Consider the following 19,076-nt stretch of genomic DNA (forward strand, 5'->3'; position numbering starts at 1 on the left):
CTTCACGCTCGCGCCCGAATGTGCGGCTGGCTTCACACTCGGCCTAGGGTCTGCCCACCTAGGGCCGCATCTGGTAGGCGCCGTTGATCGGCTGGATGTGTTCCTTCCACACCTGGTCGTAGCGCGCCTGGTCGAACACCGGACGACGGATCATCCGCATCGCGAAGCGGGCCTGCGCGTCGGTCGTGGCGGGCTTGTCGCCCAGCTCGACGGCGTAGCTGTTGAAGTCGCGCACCAGCACGGCGAAGATCCCGTCGAGCAGCGCCTCATCCAAGCCCGACAGCAGCGCCTCCTCCAGGATCAGCTGGGCATACGGGACGACCGCGAACAGCTGCCCGACCCCGAAGGCGAAGTCGATGTCCTTCTGCTGGGTGGCGTCGGGGGTGGCGCTGGCCAGCATCTCGGCCAGCACGTCGATCTGCTTGCGCAGCAGATCGACGTTGGGCAGATAAGCGAAGTGGTCGAACGGCGGTCGCCAATCGTGGAACCGCACCTTGCCCAGTCCTCCGGTCGGGCCCTGGTCGAACAGGAACGAATCGTCGGTCGCCTCGTCGCGACGGTCGATCACCGGCAATTCGGTGTTCGGCGCGAACAGGTAGTTGGGCATGAACTTGGCCAGCAACCCGATGTTGATGTGAACGGTGCCTTCCAGCCTCGGCAGCAGCCCGATCTCGCGGGCCATGCCCTCGAACATGGTGTCCTTCTCCACGCCCTTGGCGGCGATGACATCCCACAGGGCGGTGATCACGCGCTCACCCTCGCCGGTGATCTTCGCCTTGGTGAGCGGGCTGTAGAGCAAGTAGCGACGGTCGTTTGCCGACGCGCTGCGCATGTAGTCGCAGGCGCGGGTGGCGACCAGCTTCATGGCGATCAGCCGCACGTAGGCGTCGGTGAGCAGACGCCGCACGTGGGTGAAGTCGGTGACGACGGTGCCGTACAGGTGGCGGTTGGACGCGTGGGTGACCGCCTCGTACATGGCGTGGGTACACATGCCGATCGCACCCCACCCCAGGTTGTACTTGCACACGTTGACCGTGTTGAGCGCGGCGTGGAAGGCCTCGGGGCCGCGGTGCAGGATGTCGGCCTCGGTGACCGGGTAGTCGCGCAGCGCGTAGTTGGCGACGTAGTTCTGCGAGTTGACGACGTTCTTTTTCAGCTCGTAGCGGTCGTGCTGGGAATCGGCGACGAAGAACACGTACTCGTCGGTGCCGGCGATCTTGCCGAAGGTCGACACCATCCGGGCGACGTTGGCATTGCCGATGTAGTACTTCTCGCCGTTGGCGACCCAGCCGTGCTCGGCCGGCGTCAGGATCATGTCGGTCTGGTAGACATCGGCGCCGTGGCTCTGCTCCGACAATCCGAAGGCGAACACCTCACCCTGCTCCAGCTGGGCCGCGGCCTTGCGCTTGGCGTCCTCGTTGTCGCTCATCCAAATCGGGCCCAGGCCAAGGGCGGTGACCTGGAAGGGGTACCAGTAGTTCAACCCGTAGAAGCCGACGATCTCGGCGAACTCGCTGATCCGGTAGGTGTCCCAGCGACAGTCGGCGGCGCCGTATTCCGACGGCGTCAGCAGCGAGGCGAAGATGCGCTCCCGCCCGACGTGGTCCAGGAAGTCGGAGTACCAGACCCGCGCGTGGTCGTCGGCCTTCAGCCGGGCCTTGCCCCTGGACTCGAAGAAGTCCACGGTGGCGGCCATGATCTCCCCCGACCGATCATCTGGGTAACGGCGTTGCAAATGATTGGGATTGAGCAACATGGCGGGCTCCGGTCAAACGGGTGGCAAAACGGACGCGGCCGACGGTACGCCAATAACAGGCCACCTGGACATCATCGGATGGTTGCCAGCGAAAATCCATATTGTCTCGACTGCCTCTGTTGGATGACCACCGGCCGGGCCTAGCATCAGCGACGTGTCCGAACTAAATACCGCGCGTGGCTCGATCGATACCACTGATCTCGGCGTGACGCTCATGCACGAGCACGTGTTCATCATGACCACCGAGATAGCCGAGAATTACCCCGACGCATGGGGCGACGAAGAAAAACGGGTGGCCGATGCCATCGCCCGGCTCAACGAGCTGAAGGCCCGCGGCGTGGACACCATCGTCGACCTCACCGTGGTCGGCCTGGGCCGTTATATCCCGCGCATTGCCCGCGTCGCGGCGGCCACCGGGCTGAACATCGTTGTGGCGACTGGGCTTTACACCTATAACGACGTGCCGTTCCGGTTTCACTACGAGGGCCCGGGCGGGCTGCTGGGCGGCCCGGAGATCATGACCGAGATGTTCGTCAAGGACATCGAGGAGGGTATCGCCGACACCGGCGTCAAGGCCGGAATCCTCAAGTGCGCCACCGACGAACCCGGCATCACCCCCGGCGTCGAGCGGGTGCTGCGTGCCGTCGCCCAGGCGCACAAGCGCACCGGGGTGCCGATCTCCACGCACACCCATGCCGGCCTGCGACGCGGCCTCGAGCAGCAGCGCATCTTCGAAGAAGAAGGCGTCGACCTGACCCGGGTGGTCATCGGACATTCCGGTGACAGCACCGACGTCGGCTACCTCGAGGAGCTGATCGCCGCCGGCTCCTATCTCGGGATGGACCGGTTCGGCCTCGACCTGCTTTTACCGTTCGAAGAACGGGTCGGCATCGTCGCGCAGATGTGCGAGCGCGGGCACGCGGACAAGATGGTGCTCTCGCACGACGCCAACTGTTACTTCGACGCGCTCCCCGAAGACCTTGTGCCGCAGATGGCGCCGAACTGGCACTACCTGCACATCCACAACGACGTGATCCCCGCGTTGAAAGAGCGTGGGGTCACCGAGGAGCAACTGCACACCATGCTGGTGGACAACCCGCGGCGCATCTTCGAGCGGCAGGGCGCTTATGAGTGAGCCGGTCCCGCCGATCGGTACCCAGATTTCGGCACTTGCCGCACTGGCCCCCGACGAGCCCGCGGTCACCTGCGACGGCCTGACGATTACCCGCGCCGAACTCGACCGGTCGACGAACCGGTTGGCCCGCGCCTACGCCGATCGCGGTGTCGGCGTCGGCGATTACGTGACGATGGTGCTGCCCAACTCGGTCGAGTGGATTCAGGCCGCCGTGGCGTGCTGGAAGCTCGGCGCCGTGCCCCAGCCGCTGTCGGCACGGTTGCCCGCCGCCGAGCTGCAGGGCCTGCTGGAGTTACGCCCACCCGCCTTGCTGGTGGGCCACGGAGGCGATCGACAGCCCGGCGAAGCCGGGCGCAGCGGGTCGCCGACCGGACCGCCTAGCCACCCCGACATACCAAGTGTGCCAATCAATTTCATTCCCGACGCGACGTTGTCTGACGCCGCATTGCCGGAAGCGGTCTCGCCGGTGTGGAAGGCGATGGGGTCGGGCGGCAGCACGGGCCGGCCCAAGCTCATCGAGTCCGGCGGCGACAGCCGGATACCGGCCGCAATCGGCTATCCGCTGGGCGCCCAAGAGGGAGACACCACGTTGGTGCCGGTGCCGCTGAGCCACAACACCGGCTTCACCGCGGCGACGATCGCGTTGCTGATGCGCCAGCATCTGGTGTTGATGAGCCGGTTCGACCCGCACGGGTTCCTGCAACTGATCACCGACCATCGCGTGACGTTCGTGACGACAGTGCCGACGATCATGCAGCGCACGCTGCCGGTCTACCAGGCCAACCCGCAGTCCTACAACCTGTCCTCGATCCGGCGCTTCTGGCATCTGGCGGCCCCGTGCCCACCGGCTATCAAGCAGGCGTGGATCGACCTGCTGGGCCCGGAAAAGGTTTGGGAACTGTACGGCGGCACCGAGTTACAGGCGCTGACGTTCATCTCCGGCGACCAGTGGCTGACCCACCGCGGCTCGGTCGGCGTGGTCGTCGCCGGCGAGATGAAGGTGCTCGACGACGACGGCAAGCCCTGCGCGCCCGGCGTGGAGGGCGAGATCTACATGCGGCCCAACCCAGGCAGTGCGCCCACCTATCGCTACGTCGGCGCCACGGCGAACAGCCGCGATGGCTGGGATTCGCTGGGCGATCTCGGCTACTTCGACACCGACGGGTTCCTGTATCTGTCGGACCGCCGCGTCGACATGTTCACCGTCGGCGGCCGCAACGTCTACCCCGCCGAGATCGAAAGCGCGCTGTCGGCACACCCGGATGTGTTGTCCTGCTTGGTTGTTGGCGTCCCCGACCCGAACGCAGGTGATCTGGGCCAGGTGCCCTACGCGCTGGTCCAGACGACCGACGACTCCACCCTGGATGCCGCGGGTGTGCGGGAGTTTCTGCGCGGGCACATCGCGGGATACAAGGTGCCGCCCACCCCCGACTTCATTGAATTCGTCGACACTCCCCTGCGCGACGACGCCGGCAAGGCCCGGCGATCGGCGGTCCGGGCCGAGATCATGGCCCGCTCGCTCACCGCCGAGGCGGGCTGACGCTCGTCGGATCGCGGGCACCAAGAATTCGTAGAGAATCTTCTAAGCCCGCTGCCCCACCATGAGGGCTATGCAGATCGAGCCATTGAGTACCGACCTGATCGAACGCTACCTGCGATCACGTCATTTGCGATTTTTCCGCAGCGATGACGGCGCGGAATTCATGATGGTGCTCTCCAGCTGTGAGCGGGGCAAGCTGCACGTGAACCTGCGGATCAACGGCTTGCGGCCCGACATTTTGGAGATCTCGATCAGCCCGGCCGGGTACTACCAAGCCAGCGAGCGCCCGCGCCTGATGGAACTGGTGAACGACTGGAACCGCGACACCCATTGGCCCAAGGCGTTTGTGCGCGAGACCGCCGCGCCGAGCCACGTCAGTGTGGTCGGTGAGAGTGCTTACCTGCTGACCGACGGCATCCACCTGGCGGCGCTGGGGAACTTCATCAAGTCCACCGTCGAGTACGGGGCCGATCTGATCGAGAAGATCGAGCAGGCCATCTGTCTGCCGTCCGCGGACACGCTGGAACAGTGGATGGATCGCACCGGCTAAGGTGCGATCGCGTCCGCCTCGGCATCGACGGCCCCGCCTGTTTCGGCCGGCTTCTCGCGTTTCTCCCAGCGGCGCAACGCCTCCCGGCACGGCGTCTCGACCAGGGCGTAGCTCACCGCGGCGATCGCGAACCCGAAGATCAGCGTCAGTATCAACACCGTCGGCATGTCCCCGGTGAACGGGAACGTGCCGATCACCGGGAACACCATCGCCAGGGCGGCCAGGTGCCAGATGAACAGGCCGTAGGACCAGCGGCCCAGGGTGACCATGCCCACGTTGCCCAGCAGTCGGTGGCCGGTGTCGACCCGGTCCAGCACCAATGGCGCGACCAAAGCGAACGCGACCAGCGAGCCCATCGATGTCTTCACCGCGAACTGTGTCGCGGTACCCGGAGTCAGCCCCTCCGGACCTGCCAGCGGGGACGCCGCCACCACAAAGGCCAGCACCGCGATGACGGCCATCAGCACCCGCCGGCGCGCCAACCGGTGCGCCAGCCCGATCGGGGTGTGGACCCACTCCGCCAGCAGCATGCCCGCGGCGAACCAGGAGAAAAATGCCGGCGGCCAGTTGAGCGGGTTGCCGGCTCCCGAATGTAACGGCACCCAACCCCACGCCCAACTGAGGACCGCCAGCGCAGCGATCACCGGCACCCGGGCGCCCACCGGAATGCGGCGGGCCAGTAACGCGAGAATCGGCAACGCCACATAGAAACTGACCTCGACCGAGAGGCTCCACATCTGGGTCAGGCCGCCGGTCAGGGTGAGCGGCACATAGATCTGGGTGAGCGTCAGGTTTGCCAGCCACACCGTCGGGCTGGCGTGATCCGCGTCGGGCAGCAGGGTAAGGATCACCACGACCGCCACCAGATAGGCCGGCATGATCCGGACAACCCGCGAGCGCAGGTAGTGGCCGGTGAGCGGACGCGGCCCCAGATCCCGTGCCGCTGCCGCATGACCCCGCCACAGCAGGAACCCCGACAACGCGAAGAACACCGCCACGGCGAGGTCGAAGCGGCCGAACAGCCGGCCGTCGACACCGCTGGAGTGTCCGGTCTGAAAAGCCACATGCGTAATGACGACACCCATGGCCGCGCAGGCGCGCATACCCTCGACAGCGGGCAGGAAGCTGCGGATTCCGCCCACCTGCTGGCTATCGGTCACGATCCCAGTCTGCCTGCGCTGTGTTACCTGGCGGATCGGGTACTGCTGTTAGGGTCAAACGGGTTTGCCTCGCTGCTTGATCGGGCCGGGAGCAGGTCGCGGCCGGCGAGTCCAATAGAGCTTTTACAGGAGGGCACAGCAACGTGAACCGAGCGGTTATGTTGCGGTTCGCCGCATGCGGAATCATCGGGCTCGGGGCCGCCCTGCTGATCGCCGCGCTGCTGCTGTCGACCTACACCACCAGCAGGATCACCAAGATCCCGCTCAACCTCGACGCCACGTTGGTCAGCGACGGCAGCGGAACCGCACTCGACTCGGCGTCGCTATCCAGTGACCACGTCGTCGTCAACCAGAACGTGCCGCTGGTTTCCCAGCAGCAGATCAGCGTCGAGTCCCCCGCCAACGCCGATGTGGTCACGCTGCAGGTCGGCACCTCGGTTCGGCGCACCGATAAGCAAAAGGACACCGGGCTGCTGCTGGCGATCGTCGACACCGTCACGCTCAACCGCAAGACGGCGATGGCCGTCTCCGACGACACCCACACCGGCGGCGCCGTCCAGAAGCCGCGGACCTTCAGCGATGAGAACCCGCCCACCTCAATCCCGGTGCGCCACGACGGCCTGTCCTATCGATTCCCGTTCAACACCGAGAAGAAGACCTATCCGTATTTCGACGCGGTCGCGCAGAAGACCTACGACGTCAACTACGACACCCAAGAGGACGTCAACGGCCTGAGCGCCTACCGGTTCACGCAGAACATCGGTTACAGCGCCGACGGCAAGCTGGTGGCCCCGGTGAAGTACCCGTCGCTGTACGCCGGCGACGAAGACGGCAAGGTGACCACGTCCGCGGCGATGTGGGGCTTGCCGGGCGACCCGGCCGAGCAGATCACGATGACCCGCTACTACGCGGCCCAGCGGACCTTCTGGGTAGACCCGGTCTCGGGCACCATCATCAAGCAAACCGAGCACGCCAACCACTTCTTCGCCCGCGATCCGCTGAAGCCAGAGGTGACGCTGGCCGATTACAAGCTCACCTCCAACGAAGACACCGTGGAATCTCAGGTGAACGCGGCCCGCGACGAGCGTGACCGGCTCGCCCTGTGGTCGCGGGTACTGCCGATCACGTTCACCGCGGTCGGCCTGATCGCGCTGATCGGCGGCGGAGTGCTGGCGGCGTTCAGCCTGCGGACCGAGAGTGCGCTGACCGACCCCGGCCTGGACCGCGGCGACGAGGAGTTCTTCGGCCGCAGTGGCCTCGAAGAAAAGGTGCCCGGCGCCGAAGCCGAGACCGAGAAGTTGCCCACCCAGCGCTCCGAATCGGACGACGATCCACCCGAGGGCGACCTACCGCACGGCGATCCGCCCGACGTGGGCCCGCCCGAACCCAGTCCACCCGCCCCGCCCGACCGGGACTAGCCCGCGGTCGCGCCGACGGTGACCGCGCCTCGCGTGCACTGGTCACTGCCCGGATACGCGTTGGTCCTGGCGCTGCTGGTGGTGGCGCCGTTGCTGCGGCCGGGGTATCTGCTGCTGCGCGACGCGGTGTCCACGCCACGCTCCTATCTGTCGGATACCGCCCTGGGGTTGACGTCGCCGCCGCGGGCGACGCCGCAGGATTTCGCCGTGGCGCTGGCCTCGCACCTGATCGATGGCGGGATCGTCGTCAAGGCGCTGCTGGTCCTGGGACTGTGGCTGGCGGGCTGGGGCGCGGCGCGACTGGTCGCGGCGGCCCTGCCTTGTGCCGGCACGTCCGGTCAGTTGGTCGCGATCACGCTGGCGATCTGGAATCCCTATGTCGCCGAACGACTCCTGCAGGGTCACTGGAGCCTACTGGTCGGCTACGGCTGCCTGCCCTGGGTGGCGACGGCCGTGCTGACGCTGCGCTCGGGTGCAGCCATCGGCGGGGTCGGCTTTTTCGCGTTGGCGTTCTGGATCGCCCTGGCCGGACTGACCCCGACCGGGCTGATGCTCGCCGCGACGGTGGCGCTGGTCTGCGTGGCGGCACCCGGTGCGGGCCGGCCGCGGTGGCTCTGCGCCGCGGCGGCGTTGGGCGCGGCACTTGTCGCGGCGCTGCCCTGGCTGACGGCCGCGGCGATGGGCTCGTCGTTGTCCACCCCCAAAGCGGCGAGCACGCTCGGGGTTCTCGCGTTCGCGCCACGCGCCGAGCCCGGTCTGGGCACGCTGGCCAGCCTGGCCAGCCTCGGCGGGATATGGAACGGCGAGGCCGTACCCAGTTCGCGGGCAACGCTTTTCGCGGTGGTGTCGGCGCTGGTACTGCTGGGCGTGGTGGCAGCCGGGATGCCGACCGTGCTACGCCGCCCGGCGGCGAAGCCGTTGCTGGTGCTGGCCGCGGTGTCGGTGTTGATACCGGCGGCGTTGGCGACCGGGCCCGGTCTGCACGTGCTGGCCGCGGTGGTTGACGCCGTGCCCGGCCTCGGTGTGCTGCGCGACGGCCAGAAGTGGGTTGCGCTGGCGGTGCCCGGATACGCACTCGCGGGTGCCGCCGCGGTGGTGACGCTGCGCAAGTGGCTGCACCCGGCGGCGACGGCACTGGTCGGCTGTCTCGCGCTGATCGCGGTGTTACCCGACTTGGCGTGGGGGGTGGGAGGCAAGGTTGCGCCGGCGCATTACCCGCACGGGTGGGCCGCCGTCGCGGCGGCGATCAACAGTGCGCCCGCCCCGGTCGCCGTGCTGCCCGCGGGTTCGATGCGCCGCTTCGCATGGTCGGGTCCGGCGCCGGTGCTGGATCCGCTGCCCCGCTGGCTTCGCGCCGATGTGCTGAGCACCGGCGACTTGGCGATTTCCGGGTTGGTCGTGCCCGGGGAGGGCAACCGCGCCCGGGCGGTCCAGGAGTTGCTGCGATCCGGTCCCGATCCGTCCGCGTTGGCCCCGGCCGGCGTGGGGTGGTTGGTCGTCGAATCGGACAGCGCCGGTGACATGGGTTCGGCCGCCCGCACCCTCGGCGCGCTCACACCGGTCTTCCGCGACCAGGAATTGACGCTGTACCGGATCGGCGGCCAGGACGCCGGGGTGCCGTCAGATCGGCGGCGAGCCACGGTGCTCGCGCACCTGGCGTGGCTCGCGATGCTGATCGTGGGGGCAAGCGGTGCGTTGGTCGCCGGAGTCCGGCGCCGGGTGTCCGGTTAGACCACGCCGCTGACGAATTCGCCGGCCTGGACGGCTTCCAGCACGGCGCGCACCGCGTCGGCGCTTTGCGTCCAGGAGAACTCACCGCTGCGCGTCTGCGCCTTGACCCCGAGTTGGTCGCGCAGCACCGGATCGCACAGCACTTGTTCGAGGCGATCCGCCAGCGCGGCGCGATTGTCCACCAATATCCCGGTCACTCCGTCGACGATCGAGTCGGACAGTCCGCCCGAGGATCGGTAGCCGATGGTGGGCACCCGGTGCTGCGCGGCCTCAACGACCGCCAGACCCCACCCTTCCTTGCGCGAGGGCAGCACATGCACCCAAGCGCTTTGCAGCACATGGTGTTTGGTCACGTCGTCGACATGGCCGTGGAAGGTCACCGCGTCGCTGATGCCGAGGCTGCGCACCTGGTCGACGAGACGCTGGCGCCACCAGCCGTCGCCGACGATGTCGAGATGCAGTTCGCCCAGTCGCGGGCGCAGCTCGGCGACCGTTTCCAGCGCGTCCTCGATCTGCTTGTGCGGCACCAACCGCGAGAGCACCACCACTCGTGGCACGGCCGAACGCGGGCCGGACAGCGACCGGGCCGGCGCCTCGTCGAGGCCGTTGCGCACCACCGCGATCCGCTCGTTGTCCACGCCCAGGGTGACCAGGTCGCGCGCCGACGGCAGCGACACGGTCAGGTACTGATTGCGCCGGTGCAACCGCGGCGACAACCACGACTCGACAAACCAGCCCAGCCGGCGAAACACCGGCCCGGCGACCGGCCACTGTTCGCGGTGGCAGTGGTGTACCAGCACCACCACGCGGCGGCCGTAGAGCAGCCGGGCCAGAAACGGCAAACCGTTTTGCGCGTCGACCACCACGTCAGGCCGCGCTCGCCGCAGCGGCCCGAGCCCCAGCCGGGCTCCGGCCATCGCCAGCAGCGCCCATATGTACACCGAGTAGCGCCCACCGGAGCGGCTGATCGCCACGCCGTCGACGATTTCGTGGCGTGGCGCGCCCGGATAGCGGGCGGTGCGCAGGGTGACGGCGATCCCAGATGCGGCCAACTGCGCGCCGATGCGCTGCAAGTAGGTTTCGCTGCCGCCGCCCTGCGGGTGTCCGGTGTCGCGCCAGCACAAAAGCAGGACGGAGCGCAGGTCAGACATCCTGGTCAGCCTAGCGGTTGCCCGACGTAGGGTGTGGCCGGTGGCGGTCACTGACTTGTTTGCGCGACGGGCGACGCTGTCGCGCTCGGTGCGGCTGCTGTCGGCGTTCCGCTACGAACAGCCGGACCCGGCCCGGTTCTACGGCGCGCTGGCCACCGATACCGCGGCGATGGTCGGCGACCTCTGGCTGGCCGCCCGCGGCGAACCACCGACCGGCCGCACCCTCCTCGACGTCGGCGGGGGGCCGGGATATTTCGCGCAGGCGTTCGGAGACGCCGGTGTCCGCTACCTCGGCGTCGAACCCGACCCGAGCGAAATGCACGCCGCCGGACCCGCCTTCGCCCGAACAACGGACACGTTCGTCCGGGCGTCGGGCATGGCGCTGCCGTTCGCCGATGACTCGGTGGACATCTGTCTGTCCTCGAATGTCGCCGAACACGTGCCGCGGCCGTGGCAGCTGGGCGCCGAGATGCTGCGGGTGACCAAGCCGGGCGGGCTGGTGGTGCTGTCCTACACCGTCTGGCTGGGTCCGTTCGGTGGGCACGAGATGGGTCTGACCCACTACCTGGGCGGCGCCCGCGCCGCGGCGCGTTATGCCCGCAAACACGGCCATCCGGCAAAGAACGACTACGGGTCGTCGTTGTTTGCGGTGTCCGCCGCCGAGGGGCTGAGCTGGGCCGAGAACACGGACGCGGTGGTGGCCGCATTCCCGCGCTACCACCCGCGATGGGCGTGGTGGCTGACGTCGGTGCCGGTGCTGCGCGAGTTCCTGGTCAGCAATCTCGTGCTGGTGCTGTCACCGCGAGAATGAAACATGTTCTCGTTTTGCTTCGGCTTGGGTAGGGTGGCGGCCATGGGCGAGATTAAGACGGAATACGACAAGCTTTTCATCGGCGGCAAGTGGACGGCGCCGTCGACCTCCGAGGTCATCGAGGTGCACAACCCGGCTACTGGCGAGTACTTCGGCAAGGCGGCGCTGGCGGCGAAGGCCGACGTCGACGCCGCGGTTGCCGCAGCCCGCGCCGCGTTCGACAGTGGCCCCTGGCCCTCGACGCCGCCTAAGGAGCGCGCGGCCGTCCTCGCCAACGCGCTCAAGTTGATGGAGGACCGCAAGGAACTGTTGTCGGCCCTGCTCGCCGGCGAGACCGGTCAGCCGGCGATGACGATCGAAACGATGCACTGGATGGGCTCGATGGGGGCGATGAACTTCTTCGCCGGTCCCGCTGTCGACCAAATCAAATGGCGGGAGATCCGCAACGGCTCCTACGGTCAGACCATCGTCCATCGCGAGCCGATCGGCGTGGTGGGCGCGATCGTGGCATGGAACGTGCCGCTGTTCCTGGCCGTCAACAAGCTGGGGCCGGCACTGCTGGCCGGCTGCACCGTGGTGCTCAAGCCGGCCGCCGAAACCCCTTTGACCACAAACGCTTTGGCGGACGTGTTCGCCGAGGCGGGCCTGCCCGAAGGTGTGCTGTCGGTGGTGCCCGGTGGGATCGAGACCGGACAGGCGCTGACGTCCAACCCCGACGTCGACCTGTTCACCTTCACCGGTAGCTCGGCCGTCGGCAAGGAGATCGGTAAGCGCGCCGCGGACATGCTCAAGCCGTGCACCCTGGAGCTCGGCGGGAAATCGGCGGCCATCATCCTCGAGGATGTCGACCTGGCTTCCGCGATCCCGATGATGGTGTTCTCCGGCGTGATGAACACTGGGCAGGCCTGCGTGGGTCAGACCCGCATCCTGGCGCCTCGCTCTCGTTACGACGAAATCGTGGACGCGGTAAGCACTTTCGTGCAGACACTCCCGGTCGGCCCACCGTCGGACCCGGCCGCTCAGATCGGGTCGCTGATCTCGGAGAAGCAGCGCGCCCGGGTCGAGGCCTACATCGCCAAGGGCATCGAGGAGGGCGCGCGGCTGGTGTGTGGCGGCGGCCGTCCCGAAGGCCTGGACGGCGGTTTCTTCGTGGAGCCCACGGTGTTCGCCGACGTCGACAACAAGATGACGATCGCGCAGGAGGAGATCTTCGGGCCGGTGCTGAGCATCATTCCCTATGACACCGAAGAGGACGCGATCAAGATCGCCAACGATTCGGTGTACGGGCTGGCCGGCAGCGTGTGGACCACCGACATTCCGAAGGGCATCGAGATCTCGGAGAAGATCCGCACCGGCACGTACGCAATCAACTGGTATGCCTTTGACCCCGGCTGCCCGTTCGGTGGCTACAAGAACTCCGGCATCGGCCGAGAAAACGGGCCAGAAGGTGTCGAGCACTTCACCCAGCACAAGAGCGTGCTGATGCCGATGGGCTACACGATCGACGCCTAGGTTCGTGACGCCGAGCGTGAAGTTAGTTTCACGCTCGGCGACTAGCGGCCTTGGAAGTGCGCGTCCCGTCGCTCAATGAACGACTGGATGCCCTCGGCGGCGTCCTCGCTGGCGAATAGCTCGGTGACGGCGGGGCGTAGACGCTCGATCGCGACCGGTTCACCCTGGGTACGCGCCAGGTGCGCCGATGCCAGCGTGGCCCGCACACCTAACGGCGCGGCACGCTCGGCGATCGTGTGGGCGATGTCGCGCGCCCGGGCCAGAGCCGTGGCCGCATCATCAGCCACCTCCTGGACCAACCCGATGCGGTGCGCCTCGGTGGCGTCGAACTCATCGCCGGTGAGCAACCAGCGCATGGCGTTGCCCCAGCCGGCCTCGCGGGGCAGGCGGATCGTCGCACCGCCGAACGGGTAAATACCGCGCCGCACCTCGAGCTGGGTGAATCTGGTGCCGACGGCGGCGATGCGGATGTCGGCGGCCAGCAGCAACTCGATGCCCAGTGTCATGCACCAGCCGTGCGCGACCGCGACCAGCGGCGTGGTCCACGTGCCGTCCAGCCGCCACGGGTCCCGGCCGTCGTCGGGGAAGGGATTCTGACCGGAAGCGATCCCCGGGCCGACGTCGGCGAGATCCAGACCGGCGGTGAAGTGGTCGCCGTGCGCGAACAGCACCCCGGCTCGCACCGAGGTGTCGGACTCCAGCAGCGCGTAAGCGCGGGAGAGATCGGCGAGCATCGCGCGATCAAACGAGTTGCGTTTTAGCGGTCGGTTCAGGCCGATCAGCAAAACGTCACCGTCGCGCTCCAGCGACACAGTGTCCAGAGCGGGAAGGTTCTGGCCGGCAGGGCCGTTGTAGGTGAATGCCATCGCCCAAGTGAATCTCACAACCGAAAATTATGCAATAAAGCATAATCCTTACGGTCTACTCAGCTCAGTAGTGGACGCAAGTAATGACCTAGGTCACACAATCCCCTGGTCTGCGCGTTTAGTTCCACTAACAACTTGCTTAGTAGACAAACGCCTTATATGATTCTCAGCATAATCATGAGCCGCCTGGCCCCGGCGCATGACAGCAGCACTAGGCCGGGAGAAAGATCATGTGGATCATCGAACTCAACGTCGCCGGCTATCAGTTCACCCGCGAGGTGCCCGACCTGAAACGACCGGCATTCCGGTTCAGCCCGCGCAACATGCACTGGCCGGTATCGCGGCATTCGCACGCTGCATGACGTCAGCTCCCGGAGGTACGACAGTGCCTACCACTACCAGCGACATCGCACCGGAGGGTGCGCCTGCGAAACGGGTCAGCACCCGGACCAAGATGCTCGTCAGCGCCGCAGAAGTGATGCGCGAGCGCGGGGCCGCCGGGGTGACCATCGACGCCGTGCTGGCCCGCAGCGGCGCGCCGCGCGGTTCGGTCTATTACCACTTTCCCGACGGGCGCAATCAGATCCTGAGCGAGGCGCTGCGGTATTCGGGTGATTCCATCACCGCGACCATCGACGCCGCCGCCGACCATGGCGCTAGGGCGTTGCTCCGCGAGTTCATCGAAATGTGGGAGCACCTGCTCGCCGATGGCGACTTCAACGCCGGCTGCCCCGTGGTCGCGGCCGCGATCAGCTCGGACGAAACTGATCAGGATCTGACTGTCGAAGCGGGCATGATCCTGGGCCGGTGGTGCACCGCATTGACCCAGGCATTCAGCAAAGACGGCTTCGGCGACGACGATGCGGCCTCGCTGGCGGTGATGTCGATCTCCGCGCTGGAGGGCGCGATCGTGCTGTCGCGCTCGACGCGCTGCGTCCGCCCACTCAGCCAGGTTGGTGAACAGCTCGAATTCCTAATCAAGGCAAGGGAATTCGTTACTCGCAATGGAATGCCCGGCAAGCACGACGACGCGTAGCCCCAGCCGGGGCTACCGGGTGAACCTCAGTCGCTCGCCGGTAGCGGCTTGACCTCTTTGAGCGCAAGCGCGGTCTGACCGACGCTCAGGCTCCCCGCGCCCGGCTTGGTCACCAGTACCTCGGCGCCGGCGTCATCGACATAACGCTTGCCCATCACGGTGCCCTCGGAGAAAGCCGGGTCGAGTTCGCCCGAGCGCTCGCCGCCGATCGGCACCATCGGCACACCACCGCAGCGCAGGTCGTCGAGGCTGTCGGCGCTCCTGACGACGATGACCTGGGTGTCACACACCTGGCTGGTGAGGCGGGTTCCGTTCTTGATCATGATTTCGTCCTCTGCTTACTGCTCGGCCGGCGCGGCCTGCAATCCTTCGATGATCTCCCTGCGCAGCACCTTGCCCGTGGGTGTGGTCGGCAGCTCGTCGCGAAACACTACGCGGTCGGGGGTGCGCGAACCGCGCAAACTCTTACGGACGTGCTCCCGCAATTCCTCGGCATCGGGTTCGGCGCCGGGCCGCGGCACCACCACGGCCACGATCGCCTGTCCCCACTGCGCGTCTTCGACACCGACTACGGCGACGTCGCGCACCGCGGGGTGCTCGACGAGCACCTCCTCGAGCTCGGCAGGCGCGATGTTCTCGCCGCCGCGGATGATGGTGTCGTCACTGCGTCCACCGATGAATAGGAAGCCCTCTGCGTCCAGCATCGCGATGTCTTTGGTTGGGAACCAACCGTTTTCGTCGAGCACCGAGCCGATCCCGGTGTAGCGGCCGGAGACCTGCTCGCCGCGCACGAAGAGCTCGCCGGTCTCACCGGCGGCCAGCACCTTGCCCTCGTCGTCGCGGATCTCCAGCTCGATGCCGGGCACCGGGCGGCCCACCGAACCCAGCCGCTTGACGACGGTCACGTCCGCTGCGGATTGCGCCGCGCGGTGGTCGTCAGGGGTCAGCACCGCGATCGTCGAGCTCGTCTCGGTCAGCCCGTAGGCGTTGACGAAGCCGACGCCCGGCAACAGCTCGAGTGCCCGGCGGACCAAGGGCAGTCCGACCTTCGACCCGCCGTAGGCCAGGTTGCGCAGCGACGTCAGCTCATGGCCGCCCGCCTCGAGCACGGTGACGACGCGGTCCAGCATGGTGGGCACCAGCGTCGCGGTGGTCACGTGCTCGGCATTGATCAGCCGCACCCATTCGTTGGCATCGAAGTTGGGCAGGTAGACCATCTTGCGGCCGGCGTACAGGTTCGACAGTGCCGCGCCGACCCCGGCGATGTGATACGGCGGCACGCAGATCAATGCCGCGTCTTGGGCACCGGCCGAATCGAATTCGACGGTACCGGTGACGTAGCTGGTCAGGTTGTTGTGCGAGAGTTCGACGGCCTTGGGCTGCGACGTGGTGCCCGAGGTGAACAGCACGATCGCGACCGACTCCGGGTCGGCAAATTCCGCGACGGGTTCGGTGGTGCGGGCGGCCGTCAGGAAGTCGTCGGAAACCATCACCCGTTTCGAGGAATCGCCGAGCATGTCCTGGTAGCGGCCGTCGACGATGACCAGAGGTTCGGGCAGCCGCTCGATCAGCGTCTGGATACTCTCGGCGGACAGCCGGTAATTGATCGGGGTGAAGGTCAACCCGGCGCGTGCGGCGGCGAAGATCAGCACCGGCAGCATTGCGCCGCCGAGGCCCACATACGCCACGTGCTGGGCGCCCGATTCCGTGATGACACCCGCGCCGCCGTCGGCCAGATCGCTGAGCTCCTGCGTCGTCAGCCGCACGTCACCCGACACAACGGCGGTGCGATCGGGGTTGCTCGACGCAGCCATCTCAAGAAGCAAAGAAATGCTCACGCTTGAAGTTTCTCCGGTATCAACACGTTACAAAGCGGGCCAGAAGTGTCATGCTCGACTGTAGTTTAGATCACGCAAGTATCTTGCGGACCAGCGCAGTCGCCTGGGCCGTTCCCCCCGCCCGGCGGCGAGGTCTATCCCGCCCACCACCGATGCCGCCTCAACGGTGGCCGGCCCCGTCACGGTGGAAGAAAGCGCGGACGCCGAGGAACGCGCAGCCTGAACTCAGGTGCCGGTCCACTGCGGCGCGCGCTTCTCGGCGAATGCGATCGCGCCTTCCTTGGCGTCGTTGGACGAGAACACCGGCATCAGCAGCTTGTTCTGCTCGGCGAAGAACTCATCGGGGCTCCAGGCGCGGGACTCGACGATGATCCGCTTGGTGGCGGCGACCGCGAGCGGCCCGTTGGCCGCGATCTTCTCGGCCAGGGCGATCGCGGCGTCCAGCGCCGTGCCCGGCTCGGCCAGCACGTTCACCATGCCCAGCGCGTGCGCGCGCTCGGCGCTGAGGTTCTCGCCGGTCAGTGCGAGTTCCATCGCGATGGCCGACGGGATGCGCTGCGGCAGCCGCAGCAGTCCGCCGCCGCCGGCGACCAGCCCGCGCCTGACCTCCGGGATACCGAAGGCCGAATCCTTGGACGCCACGATCAGATCGGTGGCCAGCGCCAGCTCGGTGCCGCCGGCCAGGGCGTAGCCCTCCACCGCGGCGATCAACGGCTTGATCGGTGGACGTTCGGTGAATCCCATGCCGCGGCCCTCGACGATGGGCAATTCGCCCCGCGCGAACGCCTTGAGGTCCATGCCCGCACAGAACGAGCCGCCCGCCCCCGTGAGGATGCCCACCGACAAACCGGCTTCGGCATCGAGCCGGTCGACGGCCTCGGCCAAACCGTTGGCCACCGCGGAGTTGACCGCGTTCTTGGCCTTCGGCCGGTTGATCGTGATGATCAGGATCCGGCCCCGTTGTTCGACCAAAACCTCGGGCTCGTTGGCTTCTTCATTCCCAGTGCTCACGGTGCTACCAAGCTCCTTTGCATTCGGTGCAAACCAGTGGGTCCGACTGATGGTAACCGCCGACGGAAATGGCACTGGCACCAGGAAAGAGTGGCGTTACCCCGATACCAAGTCGCTGGACGCGCCAGATCGATCAGGCCGGCGCCATCGCGGCCTCGATGACCGTCAGTTCTTCGGAAATCCCTGCGGCCCTGCGTAATTCGATGAAGTCGGCGACCATGGCGTCGGTCACCTCGTGCGGGTCTTTGACGGTAGCGCCGTCGGACAGCACCGAGATGTTGAGCTGATCGACGTAACTCCACACGGTGATGTTCAGGCCGCTGCCGGCGGTCAGCGGCCCCACCGAATAGATCTCGGTGACTACCGCATCCCCGACCCGGCCGCGCTCGCGTGGTCCGGGAACATTCGAGATCGGGAGGTTGAGCACCTTGTTCTGGCCGTCGCGGCTGGATGCCCAGCGGAAAAACGACTCGGTGGCCAGCGGCGGCATGTAGTTCGACCACCGGCTGATCAATTCGGGCCCGACCAAGTGGAACGCCTCTTTGGCGAAGTTGGCGTTGTCGTGGCAGGCGTGCAGCCGCGCCAACGGGTCATCGAGGTCGACCGGCAGCGCCACCATCAATCCGGTGAAGTAGTTGCCCGATATCCGGTCCGGTGAGAAGTCGAAACTCGCCGGTACGGAGGCCAGCAGTGGTTCGGCCGTGCCGTCGTAGCGCAACAGCAAGGTGCGCAACGCTCCGGTGGAGATGGCCAGCACCATGTCGTTGATGGTCGCGCCGCACCGCTTGCCGGTCTCTTTGATGTCGGCGAGCGACAGGGTGGCCGTGGCGAAACGGCGTTCCGGGGTGATCCGGTGATTGATGAAGGTCGGCGGTGGGGTGAAGGGCATGGTCAGCTCCGGCGAAAGCTTGCGTGAGCTGCGCCGGACCCGGCCGATACCTTGTGCGGTGTAGCGAAACGTCCCCGGCAGTTTTGCGGCCTGCCGGAGGTGATCGGTGAACGCCGACCGCACCAGTTGTGGTTTGCTCGGTGCGGGGTCGGTGATTTGCGGCCCGCTCTCGGGTGTGGGCACCAGGTCCATGCCCCGGGCCATCAAGTTGGCCGACGCGACGCCGTCGGCAAGCGCGTGGTGGATCTTGCCGACCACCGCGACCCGGTTGTTGGCCAGGCCTTCGATGAAGTACATCTCCCACAGCGGACGGTCGCGGTCCAGCGGGGTGCTGGCGATGCGTCCGATTGCGTCGTCCAACTCGCGACGCCCGCCCGGCTCGGGCAGCCGCAACTGGCGGATGTGGTAGTCGAGGTCCACCTCGCAGTGCTCCCGCCACATCGGATGGTGGAACTTCCACGGGATGTCGACGAGCTGATACGTGAAGGGCTCGAGCTTATTCAGCCTGCCCCCGATGACCTGACGAAACGCGTCGAGGCCGAAGTCGTGGCGATCCGGGTGGACCTCGATCACGGCGACCTTGATCGTGTGCATGTGCACGTTCGGGGTCTCGCTGTACAGCAGTACCGAGTCCCAGCCGCTCAGCCGTTTCATCGCTGCCCCTTCCCCTCA

General features: G+C 66.9%; 17 protein-coding genes. 9 read left to right on the forward strand and 8 right to left on the reverse strand.

Annotation, left to right across the window (positions count from 1 at the left end; all coding sequences use genetic code 11):
• Positions 1-58: 58 nt before the first annotated feature.
• Positions 59-1,756 carry an acyl-CoA dehydrogenase gene (locus ACTXG5_RS04110; RefSeq protein WP_445162481.1) on the reverse strand — a complete coding sequence of 566 codons (1,698 nt, stop codon included), beginning with the start codon at positions 1,754-1,756 and terminating at the stop codon, positions 59-61.
• A gap of 154 nt (positions 1,757-1,910) precedes the next feature.
• Between ACTXG5_RS04110 and ACTXG5_RS04115 the strand changes: the two genes are divergently transcribed.
• The 3 genes from ACTXG5_RS04115 (at position 1,911) to ACTXG5_RS04125 (ending at position 4,981) form a co-directional block, all read left to right on the forward strand.
• Positions 1,911-2,891, forward strand: a complete 981-nt coding sequence (locus ACTXG5_RS04115; RefSeq protein WP_445162482.1) for a phosphotriesterase-related protein — start codon at positions 1,911-1,913, stop codon at positions 2,889-2,891.
• The gene (locus tag ACTXG5_RS04120; protein WP_445162483.1) at positions 2,884-4,431 is read left to right on the forward strand and encodes an AMP-binding protein; all 1,548 of its coding nucleotides are present in this window, start codon (positions 2,884-2,886) and stop codon (positions 4,429-4,431) included. The genes ACTXG5_RS04115 and ACTXG5_RS04120 overlap by 8 nt, the downstream gene beginning before the upstream one ends.
• Before the next feature lie 70 nt (positions 4,432-4,501).
• Positions 4,502-4,981 (forward strand): YbjN domain-containing protein, encoded by a 480-nt coding sequence (locus ACTXG5_RS04125; RefSeq protein ID WP_445162484.1) that lies wholly within the window; start codon positions 4,502-4,504, stop codon positions 4,979-4,981.
• On the opposite strand, the gene ACTXG5_RS04130 is transcribed toward ACTXG5_RS04125, so the two are convergent.
• Positions 4,978-6,084: an acyltransferase family protein gene (locus ACTXG5_RS04130; RefSeq protein WP_445164252.1), complete on the reverse strand. Its 1,107-nt coding sequence runs from the start codon at positions 6,082-6,084 to the stop codon at positions 4,978-4,980. The genes ACTXG5_RS04125 and ACTXG5_RS04130 overlap by 4 nt on opposite strands.
• Before the next feature lie 200 nt (positions 6,085-6,284).
• On the opposite strand from ACTXG5_RS04130, the gene ACTXG5_RS04135 reads away from it, so the two are divergent.
• Both ACTXG5_RS04135 and ACTXG5_RS04140 read left to right on the forward strand, forming a co-directional pair.
• Positions 6,285-7,559 (forward strand): DUF3068 domain-containing protein, encoded by a 1,275-nt coding sequence (locus tag ACTXG5_RS04135; protein ID WP_445162485.1) that lies wholly within the window; start codon positions 6,285-6,287, stop codon positions 7,557-7,559.
• A 33-nt stretch (positions 7,560-7,592) separates the two neighbouring features.
• The gene (locus ACTXG5_RS04140; RefSeq protein ID WP_445164253.1) at positions 7,593-9,290 is read left to right on the forward strand and encodes a hypothetical protein; all 1,698 of its coding nucleotides are present in this window, start codon (positions 7,593-7,595) and stop codon (positions 9,288-9,290) included.
• On the opposite strand, the gene ACTXG5_RS04145 is transcribed toward ACTXG5_RS04140, so the two are convergent.
• Entirely contained in the window at positions 9,287-10,441 is a 1,155-nt protein-coding gene (locus ACTXG5_RS04145) for a glycosyltransferase family 4 protein (RefSeq protein WP_445162486.1), read from the reverse strand. The two genes, ACTXG5_RS04140 and ACTXG5_RS04145, sit on opposite strands and share 4 nt — an antisense overlap.
• Before the next feature lie 40 nt (positions 10,442-10,481).
• Here ACTXG5_RS04145 and ACTXG5_RS04150 point away from each other — a divergent pair, with 40 nt between their 5' ends.
• Positions 10,482-11,252 (forward strand): class I SAM-dependent methyltransferase, encoded by a 771-nt coding sequence (locus ACTXG5_RS04150; RefSeq protein ID WP_445162487.1) that lies wholly within the window; start codon positions 10,482-10,484, stop codon positions 11,250-11,252.
• A 42-nt stretch (positions 11,253-11,294) separates the two neighbouring features.
• On the forward strand, positions 11,295-12,764 hold the full coding sequence (locus ACTXG5_RS04155; RefSeq protein ID WP_445162488.1) for an aldehyde dehydrogenase: 1,470 nt from the start codon (positions 11,295-11,297) through the stop codon (positions 12,762-12,764).
• A 41-nt stretch (positions 12,765-12,805) separates the two neighbouring features.
• Here the strand turns inward: ACTXG5_RS04155 and ACTXG5_RS04160 are convergent, their stop codons facing one another.
• Positions 12,806-13,630: a crotonase/enoyl-CoA hydratase family protein gene (locus ACTXG5_RS04160; protein WP_445164254.1), complete on the reverse strand. Its 825-nt coding sequence runs from the start codon at positions 13,628-13,630 to the stop codon at positions 12,806-12,808.
• Positions 13,631-13,860: 230 nt separating this feature from the next.
• On the opposite strand from ACTXG5_RS04160, the gene ACTXG5_RS04165 reads away from it, so the two are divergent.
• Together ACTXG5_RS04165 and ACTXG5_RS04170 are read left to right on the forward strand one after the other, a co-directional pair.
• Complete coding sequence (locus tag ACTXG5_RS04165) at positions 13,861-13,992, forward strand: hypothetical protein (protein ID WP_445162489.1); 132 nt, start codon at positions 13,861-13,863, stop codon at positions 13,990-13,992.
• Positions 13,993-14,084: 92 nt separating this feature from the next.
• On the forward strand, positions 14,085-14,666 hold the full coding sequence (locus ACTXG5_RS04170) for a TetR/AcrR family transcriptional regulator (RefSeq protein WP_445164255.1): 582 nt from the start codon (positions 14,085-14,087) through the stop codon (positions 14,664-14,666).
• A gap of 26 nt (positions 14,667-14,692) precedes the next feature.
• Here the strand turns inward: ACTXG5_RS04170 and ACTXG5_RS04175 are convergent, their stop codons facing one another.
• From ACTXG5_RS04175 to ACTXG5_RS04190, 4 genes are all read right to left on the reverse strand, one after another.
• Positions 14,693-14,989 carry a hypothetical protein gene (locus ACTXG5_RS04175; RefSeq protein ID WP_445162490.1) on the reverse strand — a complete coding sequence of 99 codons (297 nt, stop codon included), beginning with the start codon at positions 14,987-14,989 and terminating at the stop codon, positions 14,693-14,695.
• A 15-nt stretch (positions 14,990-15,004) separates the two neighbouring features.
• Entirely contained in the window at positions 15,005-16,504 is a 1,500-nt protein-coding gene (locus tag ACTXG5_RS04180; RefSeq protein WP_445162491.1) for a class I adenylate-forming enzyme family protein, read from the reverse strand.
• A 225-nt stretch (positions 16,505-16,729) separates the two neighbouring features.
• The gene (locus tag ACTXG5_RS04185) at positions 16,730-17,515 is read right to left on the reverse strand and encodes a crotonase/enoyl-CoA hydratase family protein (RefSeq protein ID WP_445162492.1); all 786 of its coding nucleotides are present in this window, start codon (positions 17,513-17,515) and stop codon (positions 16,730-16,732) included.
• Positions 17,516-17,648: 133 nt separating this feature from the next.
• Positions 17,649-19,058 carry a WS/DGAT/MGAT family O-acyltransferase gene (locus ACTXG5_RS04190; RefSeq protein ID WP_445162493.1) on the reverse strand — a complete coding sequence of 470 codons (1,410 nt, stop codon included), beginning with the start codon at positions 19,056-19,058 and terminating at the stop codon, positions 17,649-17,651.
• Positions 19,059-19,076: the final 18 nt, after the last annotated feature.

The organism is Mycobacterium sp. Dal123C01 (assembly GCF_052566995.1).